This is a genomic window from Flammeovirga agarivorans (genome assembly GCF_012641475.1).
Taxonomy (GTDB): domain Bacteria; phylum Bacteroidota; class Bacteroidia; order Cytophagales; family Flammeovirgaceae; genus Flammeovirga; species Flammeovirga agarivorans.
The window spans coordinates 1-14,193 of record NZ_JABAIL010000006.1 but is presented as its reverse complement, the minus strand read 5'-3'; the positions used below and the strand labels follow the sequence as shown (position 1 = coordinate 14,193).

Genomic DNA, 14,193 nt, shown 5'->3' with positions numbered 1-14,193 from the left:
AGCTATGAATGAAATGAGTACACACACTATTGTAGAGAATTGGAGACACTTAGGTATGCATACTATTTCTTCAAAGATCAATGCAAACCTTGAGATAAATGAGAATGCCCAAAATCATCTGAAAACTTTTAAAGCCAGTACCACTTTTCCTATTGGTTTACCTCGAGTTGCTTTTGTTTTAGAAGATATAGCATCAAGAAAAAAATGGATCAATCGCATTAATGAACATTATTCTTTTAATGTTGATAAAGAAGCACTATCCTTTAAATCGTATGAGCATTATAAAATGATGTGGCCCATACAAGATCGAGAATATGTTTTACAGTCTCAATGGGAAGTTCTTGATAAAAAATACCTACCTACGGTTACCTTCTCAACAAAATCTATTCAAAGTCCACAATTTCCATTAAGAAATGACCGGGTAAGAGGAGAACTATATTTATTACAATATACACTTGTGCAGGTCACACCCAATAAGACCAACATTACGGTGGAGATACAAGTAGACCCAAAAGGTAAAATGCCCAAGTTATTTGTCAATATGATACAAAGAAACTGGCCCATCAATACGCTCAAATCAATTTATCTATTGGCAAGTGAAGATGGAGAAATACATAGAGGCTTAATCGATAAAATGAGATAGTAGGATTAATAAAACGATCAGGAATAACAAAAAGGTTTTAATAGGTTTGATTCCCATTTTTCTTTAAATTAATGTTGCGATAAAACCTTTCTACCAAAACCTATTAAAGATGATCAGAAGAACTTATATACTTATCAGTATTCTATTGTTCCCTATTTTAATTTTAACATATTTCTATTTACCTGATCAATCCATCTTATTAACCCTTCTTATTATTTTGATTTTTGTGGGTTGGTATGATGTACTTCAAAAGAAAAATGCCATCCTCAGAGATTATCCTATAGTGGGACATGCAAGATATATGCTCAAAGCTATCGCACCAGAACTACAACAATATTTTATTGAAACCAACACTAGTGGACATCCATTCACAAAAAATGAAATCAATTTAATTAACTCAAGGTCAGACAATAAAGAAGAGTTTCATCCATTTGGTAGTGAATTAGACTTTTATAAGAATGAAGTCTCTTGGGTTGGTCATTCTATGATTCCTGGGAAAGAGAGAAAAACACAACCTAGAGTTTTGATAGGTAATTCAAATTGTGATAAACCATATAATTCTTCCATTTTAAATATATCAGCCATGAGCTTTGGTGCTTTAAGTGCCCACGCTATTATTGCATTAAATAAAGGTGCTAAACTAGGAGGCTTTTATCATAATACAGGGGAAGGTAGCCTCACACCTTTCCACCAACAAGGAGGTGATATCGTTTTACAAATAGGTACAGGTAACTTTGGTTTTAGAAATGATGACGGTTCATTCAATGACCAAAAGTTTACTGAAAAGACAGCACTTCCTGAAGTCAAAATGGTAGAAGTAAAATTATCACAAGGTGCAAAACCAGGACATGGAGGTGTTTTACCTGCAGCAAAAAATACAAATGAAATCGCAAAAATAAGAGGAGTTCAACCTCATACCGATGTATTCTCTCCCCCATTAAATCCGGAAATTTCAAGTATTGAAGATATACCAAAATTTATTGGAAGAGTAAGAAAGCTTTCTCATGGAAAACCCGTCGGATTTAAACTCTGTATAGGTGTTAAATCAGAATTCGAGCAACTGATTGATTATTGTGTATCTCAAGGAAATATACCAGACTTTATTACAGTCGACGCATCTGAAGGAGGTACTGGAGCTGCACCCTTAGAATATTCGGATCATATCGGAATGAAGGGGGAAGATGCTCTTGTGTTTGTAGACCAAGTATTAAAGGAAAAGGGAGTGAGAAGAGAAATCAAAATTATATATGCAGGTAAAGTAATGAACGGGTTTACTTTATTAAAAGCCCTTTGTTTAGGTGCAGATCTTTGTAATAGTGCCAGAGGGTTTATGTTTTCTTTAGGTTGTATTCAATCTTTACGTTGCCACACAGATACTTGCCCTACAGGAATTGCAACACAGGATAAAGCATTACAAGAGGGATTAGACCCTACTGTTAAGAGTAATAGAGTGTATAATTATCATAAAAATACAATTGATGCCTTTTTGGAGATTATGAAGACCGTTGGTTGCAATGATATATCAGAACTAAACAAAGAATTGATTCATAACTAAAGATATCAAATAGGTAGGTTAATTTTTGATAGGAATTGAGCATAAGCTTATAGCATTCAATTCCTTTTTTTAAGTATATATCAATACATATTTCATCTCAATAATAATTCATCAAAGTACAACAATATGTCAATCGATATTGATTAACTCACTTTTGATCATGAAACAATTAACCTTATCAATTATATTCTTTACGATATTTTCATCATTAAATTTTGCTCAAGATATTAATGGTATTTCATTAAAAGATGCTTCTAACAAACATTCCAATCGTTTTGGTAAAAAGGAACAGTTCTGTGAAATGGATGGTTTTCTTGCTTGGGATACAACAGACGAAGCACAAATATATTCCATATCATTTTCTCCAGACTATAACCATAAAAGAAAGTACTATAACCGTATGACTGCTTCAGAATTAGAAGAATTTATGGCGGTCATCGAAGCAAAATATAATATCTCATTTGATACCATCAAAAGAGTCCCTGAACAAGATTATGTTCTTTTTTATACTCAAAAAAATGGATGTCAATACATGATCATTCACGATTTAAAAATAAAAAAAGGCCTAAGAAAGAATGTCACATTTATCATTCGATCTTATCACCTTTTTAGTCAATTATGATATTCCTAAGGTAACATACTAATGATGATACCTTAGGATACTACATTGTAATTTTAGTGTAGAAATAAAGTTAAGTTCGTTCCGAAATAAATACCACTGAAGCCAACATTCGAAGCTGTATAATATTCATCAAAGCTATGTTGATAGCACAAGGTAAATCCTAAAGTACTTTCTCCACCGATCTGAAAATCAAACCCATATCTCATTCCAAAATTATTCGCATTGATCAATTTGTCTGATAATGAGTAGTTGTACTGGTAAAAAGGAGTAACTAATAACTTGATCTCTGAAGGTAATCCTAAAGTAGATTTCTTATAAAAAGCATAGCCTAAGTCCGAAAAAACTAGCAGTGAAGAAACATCATTAATTTTTAAATAACTCAAACCAGGACGAAGCATAAATCTCTTTTTATTAAAGTGAACAAATGCTCCTATTTCATAGCCTGTATGATTGTTATTTTCTTCTGTTGTCGTCTCAGCAGAATTAAAATGCATAGCAAACCTTAAGCCCACTCGCATTTTTTCATGGTCTTTCTTCCGTTGTTGAATACGCTTTAATTCTTCATTGGAAATAGCAACTGTATTGTTTCCATTATTAAGATATCCTTGATCAATGAACTCAAAAAGTCCATTGGGATTATCATAATTATGCTTTTTAAAAATGATCCCAACGTTTCTATTCGTCACTTCTCTTTGAGGATTAAGCATTAAAAAAGTAGGATAGCCAGCAATTGTAAACTCTTTTTTCACCTTTTCTCCTTCAAACGTATCTGCATCGATTTCCACTGCAATCACATCATTTTTTAACCGATAGATTACAGTATCTTGTTGATATAGCTTTTTATCAAGTAGCTTACATTGACCACACCAAGAGGTAGATACATATAATAAAACCTGTTTGTTTTCTTGGTAAGCTAACTGTAGAGCAGAATCCAATGAGATAGATAAAAAAGGTTTTTCAAGTTTAATTTTTTTGTCTTTTACAGTGACAGTACTTAATTCTTTTACATCGTCATCAAATTCTAGTGTCGGCATACCGGGTTCCATATATACAATACAATAATCCCTTGATTTTTTTAGAGGATGATACGCAATCTGATAATTAGCGTGTACAAGTTTTAGAGTATCTCGTCCATCACTTTTATTAATTTCAAGCGTAAATTCCCCCTTTTCGTTACTCTGAACGCTTTGAAAAGCATGATTAGATGATACTTGAACATTTGCAACTGGCTGTCTGTTCTTATTGTCGATTACATTCCCATGAATAGTACGAACACCTTGAGCCGATAAATTGAATGAGAATAACAGTAAAATCACCTGTATTAAGGTTCTCATTATTGATAGTTTGTCTTTCATTTTCATTTTAAACTCCTATTGAGTTTGCGTTTTTAGATTGTATTTAAGAATAGAATATATAGAAGAGAGATTTCATCTTTGGGGACATTTAATGAATTCTCTATTTATAGTTTATGCAATAGTATAGAAGAATATGTGATCAATAATTAAAGGATGAACACATGTATTTGCCTTAAGATTTAGCTTCGCTGTTATAAATTTATATTAAGCTCTTTTGCTGCACTTCTTATCTTATCCAACTGAATTTTTTCAATATTCACTGTGGTATCAATATCTTCTGAGGGACTAGCAGAAGGTGTTTTTGAGAAGATCACTTTATAGTTATCAGCTAAATAGCCCTCTCGTTTGTAAGCAAACATTCCTACCATTCTGAGGCCTGTATATATTGTATTAGAATTGAAATCTCCATACTTAACTGGGTTTTCAACTTTCAACTCCTCCAACATCTGAAATAAAAGCAAATCAGCTTCTTTTCTAGGTAAAAGTCCATCATAAGTGATATCATGAATTAACCAACACATGGCAGTACGAAGATCTCCAATTTGAGGTACATCCGTTAATAGATCTACAATTATCTTTGGACCCGTTCTAAAGTCTGTGATATAGCCTGGTAATACTTTAAATGTAAGATCATTACCCAAGAAGTTATCAATTTCAATAGTCAATTCTTGTGAAATTCTATAATTCCCATTATCAATGAGTTCATAGTAATTGTTGTCTTGTGGATTTAGTCGAAGAGTCATAGTTTACTTTTTGTATTACTTATTAATGTGCAATATAATTTAAATTAATAATATCATCAATCTTTAAATCTACGAACATTGGTATCATAGAAGACAAACCTTGCAGTAGTTGTTGTTTCTCCATTCTTAATAGAGTACCAATTGTTCAAATTTACATCACCATTATTTTTTAAAATATGAATAGACTGAGCTGGTGTAAACCCTTGTGCAAGTAGAAAAACCTTATCTCCTGAGGTATTTTCAGCTTCATCAATAATTATTACTGCATGTCCAGGGCTACCTGGTACTACAATGACATCCCCAATATGTATATCTTCCTGTAGTCCTACCTTTTTCATCTCTTTATTTATAGATATAGTACCAGCATACATATAGATATAATCAAGATAGTTTTTTAGATTTCTGTAAGAATCATCGTACCCTTTTTTAGAAGCAAAACTTACTTTATTACCACTCACAATAGGCCTAATCCCTTTTTTATGATCCTCCCAACTATAAACATCTCCACTTGTAAAATGAAATGATATCTTATCATATTTCTCTTGTGACCAAAGGTACTCTGTACGTAATCGAATTACTGCATCAGCACATTGTTGTAGGTCTTTATGCCCTACATCATAGTTGATAATGCCAATATGATTGTCTTGATCATAGATTTCTTCACCTCTGTAATCTAATACTGGACTTCCACTTGGTAGTAGAGACATATTCCTTAGAAATGCTCCAAAACTGTTTTCCTCAACAGTTACCCTTGTATACCCAATAGGAGGTTTCACTCTATCTTTAACAGTATCTTGAGCAATGCCTTTTTGTGTTGAAAACAAGCATATGATGCTTAATATTTGGTATATAATTATATGTTTTAGCATATCGTGAAGTATTTAGAGTGATTGTTAATGATAAGCTACCTTACAACTTCGATTTAAGCTGATTCCATACTTTATCATAAGTATAAATGGCATTTTCATAGTCTTGAAAACATAATTTTGCCTGTTGATGGTACAGTTTTCGGTTTCTTTGATTTAACGGGAAATCGATGTGAATGGGATCTTCTCTTTTGAAATCTCCTCCCCATCGTAACAAAGCAGAATTTCTTACATCATTAAAAAATTGCTTGACCTCTTTTGGCAATTGAGAATAGTTCTCCCTTTTTAAATCCTTGTGATAGTAATTCTTTTCTTTTCCTACTAAATAGAAATCTAAAGCTTCTCCTGCTAGATGATTTGAAACAGAAGAAGGAGAAACAACTGCACCTATTAATCGATGTCTTTTGTGTCTATATCCTTGATTAACCCTTATTTCAAGACCATTTTTTTCTAACATAGAATCTAATTCTATCATATTCTTGATAAATGATTTATGCAGATAGATATTTTTAAAATTACTTCCAGATATGTTTCCGGATTGATAGACGGTAAGGTGTTTTAATTCGGATGAATCAATAACGCACCAATACTTATCATACGACCAAATCCCTGTGATACCACCGAGTAATAAGAATAAACTAAAACATACAATGATTAATTTTTTATAGAGACTTTTCATTAGACTATGGTAGAAGAATCATTCCTAAAGCAAATATTTTAGTCTAATGACACACAATAAATTTTCCGAACTTGTTTTTGAAATATACCATTTTAGATAATTTTCAATAATTAACTGTTTTTTAAGTGTTTATAGCTATTGTTGTCTTCATCAATCGGTAATTAGTGTTTAATGTTACATGTACTTATGCAGCTTCCTCAATCCACTTTTTTAGAGTATGTTTATTAGGAAACTGTGCATTATCACGCATAGCCATTTTCACCTTATTTATCTCACCCCATATTTTCAATGAAGGGTTCTTCTTATATTTTACAACAGCGACCTTGATTACAGCTTGAGTTAGACCAATTTCTTTAAGTCTAATCTGTAATCTATGTAGTTTCTCTTCAAAATCATCACCAGTTGGTTGTGCAGTATTTTGTGAGAATAAATCTTGTTGCCCTGCACCTGCAATATTTGAAGATGTTTTTTCCTGTTCAGTAACTACCTCTACCTCAGTAATATCAATTGGAGCCGATTTTTGCTGGCTCAGAAGCTCTTTTACGGTTGCTTGAATAATTGCCTCAGGCAAGTTCATTTCTTTCATAGAAGCAATTTTAGCAGCATTTTCTGGGCTTAATCCCATATCATTAGATGCTTCGACCTTAGCTATCTCCTGCTTCTTACTAAAAGTAAAATAAATATGAGTATACTTTCTACCAGACATTCTTAAGGGCTGATAAGCTAAATGTATGTCTGAAGTCTGATTAATACTCTTCACTGCTTGCTCTAGAACAGTATTTTTGAAAGTATTGAAGACATTGTACGATTTTTTATCAGCAACACCTAACACTGCTTTAAGCTCTTGTAACTCAACTCTTCTTTCTGAGTATTTACCTACACCACCAATCAAATAATCATACAAACGAACGGCATGTGGAGACCTCATGTCCTTCAGGTTACTGAATAGGTATTGAGTGTAATTGTTGGCTGGGCCCAAAAACTTTTTAAAAGTTCTATTAAACTTAAATGCTACTCTTGTTTTGTTTAATTCAATCGTATCAAATAAAGTAATATACTTTCTATTAAATTCATCTGATTCATAATCAGCATCATTGATACCACTACCCTCTCTAATTTTAGATGAAGAAAGTTCGTCACAAGCTTGATCAATATTCTTAATATCCTTACCTCCAGGATTTCTTCCTAGAAAATCGGCCACTCTAAACTCAAGTACTTTGTCCAAGTCCTGGTCTTTCACTGTAAATGCAAACAATAATAATTTTTGGGCAGTTAAACTCATCGTATTTTTTTGATGAGCCCTCACAAGGTTATTATGTCTTTTTACCCATACTTTGGTTAAAATATTATTCATTTCAGTAAAAAAGTTTAGAGTTTTGAAGTAAAAAATCAGATTCTCTATTAATTTTTGAGCTTAATACTAAGTTAAGTCCGATGCATATTACGGACTAACATTAGTTTTTACAATAAAACTGAAGAAAAATTTCGGACTTGCACTAGTTTTTAGTGAAATTATCTAAAATATATGGTCTAATTACTATGGTTTAAAGAGTAGACTACTATACTTTATAAGTATTTCATAATTAAATGCTAGGGTTAATACATAGTACTTTACTCAAATACTTATGGTCTAATTACTATGGTTTAATAAATACAAGTCTTTGGACCATACAATTTGTATGAAATGAGCCAATGAATAGTCTTGAACTAACCGGAAAAGCTCATTTATTGGTCTATTCACTATACTTTAGTACATTTTTATGGTCTATTCACTAGTTTTTAAGATTAGAATAGCTAAAATATCATTAAATATACGGTCTAACTACTATACTTTTGTTCTAATTACTATACCTTTTATGCAAACTACTATGCTACTTGCGGTCTATCCACTAGGATTAAAAGAGTAAAGTACTATGATATATATGGTCTAACTACTATACAAATTAGATATATAAAACTGTTTATCAGTTAGTTATGATTAGTATAAATAATAAGAATATATAAAGTTTAAATAACAAAGTACTATTAAATATAGTCTTTTGGTTATATTTTTTTCTATTGAATATATTAAATACTAGTTGAAGTCCGTAATTAGAACCCTAATGGAATAAAAATTAATGAAAAAAGGGATCTTTTATGGTCCAACTACTAGGATTAATGATTGAAATACGGTCTAATCACTATGATCTATAAATTTATGGTTCCAAAACTGAGTAAACTACTTGTATTTATACTCATATTATGGTCTAACTACTAGGATTTAGTTTACTTTATAAAATTTACACCTCAATTTAGATAAAAAAATTCCCCTAAGAGTAAAAAAAAGTACTTTATAGATTAATTTAAGGTGTAAAAAGTAAAAAAAAGTACTAAATTGTTTTTGATTCAATAAAATTTGTTTTGATTTGTATTATCAAATTTAAATTCAACACAATCAATGACACAAAAAGATATTCTTGATTTTGTAGGGGAAAATGAAATGCTGAAGATTTCTGTAGTAGAAAAAAAGGCTGGTATACCTACTAGATCGTTATACAAAGCATTAAATGGCGAACAGAACTTAAAGCCAGAGTACATTGAAAAACTAATACAAGTACTTACCCCACTTGGATTAAAATTAAAGGATAAATTTAAAGTAGTTTCTATTATTAATAACAAAGGTGGTGTAGCCAAAACTACAACTGCATGTAATTTAGGAGCAGCACTTTCAAGAATGGGTAAGAAAGTACTATTAATTGATGCTGATCCACAAGGAAACTTAACACAACATTTAGGATACAAAGATCCTCAACAATTTGAGAGTAGAGAGTTATCCGATGTAATTGAAGGAAATTGTAATGTAAATGATTCCATTTTAAAATATCAGGAAAACTTACATATTATTCCATCAACTACCAATCTTGACTTTACTAATAAAAACTTAAATAGGAACTCAGGTCCTTCTTCTTATAAATTGGTAAAGCGATTAGTAATTGATAAAATTGAAATGGAGTATGATTATATCTTTTTTGATCTATCTCCTTCATTTGCCCTAATCACTAATGATGCATGTTTGATTGCCTCCAATAGAGCTTTAATTCCTGTAGACGCTTCAGAATTTGCATTTAGAGGAATTAATAATGTAATTAATCACATCAATGATTATAAAGAAGAAAATCCTAACCTTGAAATTCTAGGCTTCTTGTTCACCAAATCAGGTAGAACAAAAGATATGAATAAATATAAGGAGGCACTTCGTTCAACAAACTACAAAGTATTCAATACTGAAATTGCTGTAAGAGATATGGCTTATAATAAAGGCCCACTTTATGGTAAAGACATCTTCTCATTATTTGAAGATGAGTCTCTAAAAAGACAAGAAAAAGAAGGAATTAAAAAAGGTATGGAAGAACATACAAATTTAGCCACAGAATTTATTGAGTATGTCTAATGAAATTAATATCGGAGATTTTTTACCAAATAGTAATAAATCATCCAAGCTAATCGATTCGAAGAAGGAAGAAATGTCAACTGACTCTGTCCATGTTTTACCTGAATTAAAGAAATGGATTCGCCCACTAACGAGTTCAGAACGTCAAAATTTAAAAGAATCAATCGAAAAAGAAGGAGTAAGAGATCCTCTAACCTTCTTCTATATGGAGAATGGTCAAAAGATCCTTTTAGATGGGCACAATCGTTTTGAGATAGTCAATGAACTTGGAGGGGCTGATTATGGATACGAATTTGAAGAAGTAATTGTAGATATTGACAATATCGAAGATGCAAAACTTTGGATGATCAAGAACCAAATCGGTAAAAGAAACCTTTCTAAACGAGAAATGTCTTTCTACAGAGGACATCATTATTTAACCCACAAAGGACAAGTTGGGTATACTACCGGTAGAGGAAAACTGTATGATGTATTAGCAAAAGAATATGGTGTTGGAAAAAATACAATCTTAAGGGATGCCACTATTGCTGAATTATTGGATCAAGTTTCCGATGAATTCAAACATGCATACTTTGATGGAGAACATAGTATTACTATTGCTAAGTTTGAAGATGCTTCTAAAGCTTTAGCTACTGAAGAAATTGTCGTTGAAGATTTAGAAAAGTACTTATTAAATGAACTTGAGGCTGTAGAGAAAAAAGCAAGTACAAGAGCTGTAAATAATATTCCTAAGCCTTTTACCTTTAATAAGGTAAATAAAACGATTAGAACATTAATAGATACTCCATTAGATAAGGAATTAGGTAAAGCCGAAAAATTATCAATGGAAGAGTCAATAAAAGAATTAATATCTAAATACGAATTAGATATTTAATATAAAAAGGGATAGTCAATTTTGACTATCCCAATAAATCCAATTGCAGATTCCCTGCGATGTAGTTGAAGTATCTCACCCCATCAACTACAAATTGTTTAATTCAAATATAGTTATTTTCATGAAACCTGTAAAAATCATTGATTACTCTTTGGTAGTGATTTCAATGTGTTATAGTTCCTATGTGATGTTTTTATTTTTATCAGAACACACATCCTTTCTACCATCTTTACTGATATCAGTCTTTATTGTATTTCTCTCCCACCATTATACTTATCAGTCTATCATATATTATAAGGCTACAAAATCTTTAAATCAGTACATCATACTATCTTTATCATTGACAGCTTTTGTTTTTTATTCAGAATGGAATGGACAGTTTGTACATGCTAAAGAAAGTATTGGCATTGCTTCTACAGTTGAAATTGAGACACAAATCAAAAATATTGAAGCAACAATCCAGCGAAGTTCAAACCATACTATAAAAGGAAAAACGAATTGGGCATTATATCAAACGTTCCTAGATTCACAAAAACAACTTAAAACCGCAGAACAAAAAAGAGAACAATTATTAATTCAACAGCAAGAAGATCTCACAGAAGCTAATATTCTTGCTAATCAATTTAGATGTTTTTCAGTAATATTATTTTTATTAGCTTTTCTAGCTTCTTCAATTGAAACAAAAAGTAGAAAATCAATTAATGTTGAAAATGAAAATCAACTATTAACTTTAAATGAAGTGGATAAGAAAAAATCTAAGATTATAGAATTAATAAAAGAAGGTGAAATTTCTAATATTAAAATGTTAGTTGATTATTTCAATTTGCCTGAAGAAGAAGCTTTTTTTCTATTACAAAATTTCAAACCCTCACAGCAAAAGATTGGTTTTTAACTATTATACAGGAGGTCCCATTTTGGGACCTCTATTCTATTTCTGACATTTTCCATTAAAGGTCCCAAAATGGGACCTTTATTTTTTATCTTAGAATAGATTATTTAAAATCACTTATTTACGAAGAGAACTCATAATATTTCGTTCTGCTTGTCATTAACTATTTCTTTAATAGACTGTAATATCAACCAATGTACTGGCCACTTACATAAATCAATTAAATATGTAAGCGCATGGAACCATTTAAAATGAAGTGTTGATTAAACGAAAGATGAGTTCATCATTATCAGCCTCACTTCTTTTAATGTATTCTTAGAGAAAATTTTCATGAACGAATAAAATTTATTAAAACAGGATTAAAATTTAATATTCTTCTTCTCATGTGATGACGTTAGATTAAGTAAATCAAAACAAAAATCGTTATCATGAAAAAAATAATCTTCTCTACATTGTTGTTATCATCTTCGTTATTAGCAAACGCTCAATATAAAATGTCAACAGATATTCCTGAGAGTGTCATTACTCCAGATAAGATTGAGACATCAGAAGGAGAGTTAAACTTCTTTGATGGTGTACCTTCAAAAGAAACGGTTGAAACAGCCTATAATTTCATGGATAAATCTAGAGCATATACCGCTTTTATGGATGGGATGAAATATGCTTCAATTTGGTCTTTATATAAAGGTCATTATAAAATGGGCAACACCACTGCGAACTCTACATTGATATTTGATGGCATGATGGATTCTAAATCACTTTTCTTAACGGCTAATACCTCAACAATGTATGTCACAGGTTTTGTTGATACAAAAAGAGATGGTGTAGTAATTATTGAAATTCCTGACGGTGCTTTGGGATTCGTAAATGATATGTCATTCAATTACATCTGTGATTTAGGAATGATTGGTAGAGATAAAGGCAAAGGAGGGAAATATGCGATTCTTCCCGTCGGATACGAAGGAGAAATACCAGAAGGTTGTTTTCCAGTCTATTCAAAATCTCATATCAATTGGGTGTTATTAAGGATGAATGGAGGTCAAAAGACAATAGATAATGTAATTGCAAAATATAGATCGTATCCAGCTAGTCAACCTGAATTGAGAGATGACATGAATTTCATACATGCTACAGGAAAAGAAATGAATACTATTCATTCAAATAATATTGAGTTCTATAATGAAATCAATGAAATGGTACAGTATGAATCTACATCAACTTTTGATGCTGAAATCTTAGGTACATTCAGGTCTATAGGAATCGAAAAGGGTGTTGAGTTCAACCCTGATAAAAGAATGGTCGGAATATTAAATGAAGCAGTGGCTTTGGGTAATGCAAGTGCTAGATCGATTGTATGGTATCCAAGACGAGAAGGAGTAAATCTTTATGAGGATGACCCTAATAGTTCTTGGAGAATGGGGTTTGCGGATAGAGATGTATTTTTTAATGATCAAGGTGCCGTCAAGAAAGAGGCAAGAGATATGTTCCACTACCCTTATACAGGAATTACTCCAGCCATGGCAATGCAGATAGCAGGAAAGGGTTCAGACTATGGGATATCTTATGTTGCAAAAGACGGTGTAGCATATGATGGTAGCAAGACTTATGTATTGCATATAGATGCAGATGTTCCTACTGCAAGATTCTGGGCGGTTACTTTATATGATACACAAACAAGATCCATGATTCAAACAAATCAAGTCCACCCATCTTTAGATAGTAATAAAAAAGATTTAGTGTATAATGAAGATGGATCAATTGATATATACTTTTCACCGGAACCTATAGAAGGAAAAGAAGGAAACTGGTTACAGACAATACCTGGGAAATCATGGTTCACAATTTTTAGAAATTACGGGCCAGAACAAGAATGGATTGATGGGAAATGGAGATTAAATGAAATTGAAGAGATTTCAACTTTAGATATCGGAAAGTAATAATCCAAGAATATACTCCTCTATTATTTAATGGTTCATGAATTTAAAAAACCATTAAATAATAGAGGATAATTTTTATATAGTACTTATAATAAGTAGTTTAATGAAATTTATATAAAAAAATATATGAATGGTATTGCATTTATCAAGTTAGCTATTACCTTTGCACTCCCTTCAAACGGAAGGCCAAATGAAAAACACTTCTAGTAAGTACTATTCATTTCAACATTTTGCAAAGAAGACAGTGATGTAAATTAAAATTTCAAATGAAATCAAATAAGCATTGCATATTAAATTTCTCTTCTTACCTTTGCACTCGCTTCTGAAAAGAGGCGGTTATAAAAGACTAAAACGTTGGGCTTTTTAAGCAGAGAATGGGAGGTTGAAAATCTTCAGAAAGTAGCTCGAAAAAATAAAATAAAATTTTTTCAAAAAGAGTTTGGAGATTAAAATTTAGTTCTTACCTTTGCACTCGCTTCTCAAACGGAGTAGCATAAAACAAACTGATATACAGTTCATTGGGCAATGGCTCAAACGTTCTTTTAATGTATTGAAAAGTAATTACAAGATCAGCGAAAGCGGATCCATAAAAGACAATTC

The 14,193-nt window shown here is 31.5% G+C and carries 12 protein-coding genes; 7 read left to right on the top strand and 5 right to left on the bottom strand.

The window, feature by feature from the left end; translation table 11 throughout:
* The first annotated feature begins 13 nt into the window (after positions 1 to 13).
* The 3 genes from HGP29_RS18990 (at position 14) to HGP29_RS18980 (ending at position 2,820) form a co-directional block, all read left to right on the top strand.
* Positions 14 to 643: an START domain-containing protein gene (locus tag HGP29_RS18990; RefSeq protein ID WP_168884006.1), complete on the top strand. Its 630-nt coding sequence runs from the start codon at positions 14 to 16 to the stop codon at positions 641 to 643.
* 109 nt (positions 644 to 752) lie between these two features.
* On the top strand, positions 753 to 2,198 hold the full coding sequence (locus HGP29_RS18985) for an FMN-binding glutamate synthase family protein (RefSeq protein WP_168884005.1): 1,446 nt from the start codon (positions 753 to 755) through the stop codon (positions 2,196 to 2,198).
* Positions 2,199 to 2,358: 160 nt separating this feature from the next.
* Positions 2,359 to 2,820 (top strand): hypothetical protein, encoded by a 462-nt coding sequence (locus HGP29_RS18980; RefSeq protein ID WP_168884004.1) that lies wholly within the window; start codon positions 2,359 to 2,361, stop codon positions 2,818 to 2,820.
* Positions 2,821 to 2,873: 53 nt separating this feature from the next.
* Here the strand turns inward: HGP29_RS18980 and HGP29_RS18975 are convergent, their stop codons facing one another.
* The 5 genes from HGP29_RS18975 to HGP29_RS18955 all read right to left on the bottom strand — a co-directional run bounded on the left by HGP29_RS18975 (position 2,874) and on the right by HGP29_RS18955 (position 7,817).
* Positions 2,874 to 4,154: a thioredoxin family protein gene (locus tag HGP29_RS18975; protein ID WP_168884003.1), complete on the bottom strand. Its 1,281-nt coding sequence runs from the start codon at positions 4,152 to 4,154 to the stop codon at positions 2,874 to 2,876.
* A gap of 212 nt (positions 4,155 to 4,366) precedes the next feature.
* Entirely contained in the window at positions 4,367 to 4,918 is a 552-nt protein-coding gene (locus HGP29_RS18970) for a DUF1353 domain-containing protein (protein ID WP_168884002.1), read from the bottom strand.
* A 56-nt stretch (positions 4,919 to 4,974) separates the two neighbouring features.
* Positions 4,975 to 5,787 (bottom strand): DUF4846 domain-containing protein, encoded by an 813-nt coding sequence (locus HGP29_RS18965; RefSeq protein WP_168884001.1) that lies wholly within the window; start codon positions 5,785 to 5,787, stop codon positions 4,975 to 4,977.
* 40 nt (positions 5,788 to 5,827) lie between these two features.
* On the bottom strand, positions 5,828 to 6,463 hold the full coding sequence (locus tag HGP29_RS18960; protein ID WP_168884000.1) for a M15 family metallopeptidase: 636 nt from the start codon (positions 6,461 to 6,463) through the stop codon (positions 5,828 to 5,830).
* Positions 6,464 to 6,647: 184 nt separating this feature from the next.
* Positions 6,648 to 7,817, bottom strand: coding sequence for a replication initiation protein (locus HGP29_RS18955; RefSeq protein ID WP_168883999.1), 1,170 nt, complete (start codon positions 7,815 to 7,817; stop codon positions 6,648 to 6,650).
* A 1,083-nt stretch (positions 7,818 to 8,900) separates the two neighbouring features.
* On the opposite strand from HGP29_RS18955, the gene HGP29_RS18950 reads away from it, so the two are divergent.
* From HGP29_RS18950 to HGP29_RS18935, 4 genes are all read left to right on the top strand, one after another.
* Positions 8,901 to 9,893: a ParA family protein gene (locus HGP29_RS18950; RefSeq protein ID WP_168883998.1), complete on the top strand. Its 993-nt coding sequence runs from the start codon at positions 8,901 to 8,903 to the stop codon at positions 9,891 to 9,893.
* A complete protein-coding gene (locus HGP29_RS18945; RefSeq protein WP_168883997.1) occupies positions 9,886 to 10,767 on the top strand; it encodes a ParB N-terminal domain-containing protein in 882 nt (293 codons plus the stop codon). Before HGP29_RS18950 ends, HGP29_RS18945 begins: the two co-directional genes overlap by 8 nt.
* Positions 10,768 to 10,888: 121 nt before the next feature.
* A complete protein-coding gene (locus HGP29_RS18940) occupies positions 10,889 to 11,659 on the top strand; it encodes a hypothetical protein (RefSeq protein WP_168883996.1) in 771 nt (256 codons plus the stop codon).
* 425 nt (positions 11,660 to 12,084) lie between these two features.
* Entirely contained in the window at positions 12,085 to 13,593 is a 1,509-nt protein-coding gene (locus HGP29_RS18935) for a DUF1254 domain-containing protein (protein WP_168883995.1), read from the top strand.
* Positions 13,594 to 14,193: the final 600 nt, after the last annotated feature.

Coding starts and splice junctions, on each gene's coding strand:
- HGP29_RS18935 (WP_168883995.1), top strand. CDS start 12,085: ATGAAAAAAATAATCTTCTCTACATTGTTGTTATCATCTTCGTTATTA.
- HGP29_RS18965 (WP_168884001.1), bottom strand. CDS start 5,787: ATGCTAAAACATATAATTATATACCAAATATTAAGCATCATATGCTTG.
- HGP29_RS18980 (WP_168884004.1), top strand. CDS start 2,359: ATGAAACAATTAACCTTATCAATTATATTCTTTACGATATTTTCATCA.
- HGP29_RS18960 (WP_168884000.1), bottom strand. CDS start 6,463: ATGAAAAGTCTCTATAAAAAATTAATCATTGTATGTTTTAGTTTATTC.
- HGP29_RS18990 (WP_168884006.1), top strand. CDS start 14: ATGAGTACACACACTATTGTAGAGAATTGGAGACACTTAGGTATGCAT.
- HGP29_RS18970 (WP_168884002.1), bottom strand. CDS start 4,918: ATGACTCTTCGACTAAATCCACAAGACAACAATTACTATGAACTCATT.
- HGP29_RS18975 (WP_168884003.1), bottom strand. CDS start 4,154: ATGAGAACCTTAATACAGGTGATTTTACTGTTATTCTCATTCAATTTA.
- HGP29_RS18945 (WP_168883997.1), top strand. CDS start 9,886: ATGTCTAATGAAATTAATATCGGAGATTTTTTACCAAATAGTAATAAA.
- HGP29_RS18950 (WP_168883998.1), top strand. CDS start 8,901: ATGACACAAAAAGATATTCTTGATTTTGTAGGGGAAAATGAAATGCTG.
- HGP29_RS18985 (WP_168884005.1), top strand. CDS start 753: ATGATCAGAAGAACTTATATACTTATCAGTATTCTATTGTTCCCTATT.
- HGP29_RS18940 (WP_168883996.1), top strand. CDS start 10,889: ATGAAACCTGTAAAAATCATTGATTACTCTTTGGTAGTGATTTCAATG.
- HGP29_RS18955 (WP_168883999.1), bottom strand. CDS start 7,817: ATGAATAATATTTTAACCAAAGTATGGGTAAAAAGACATAATAACCTT.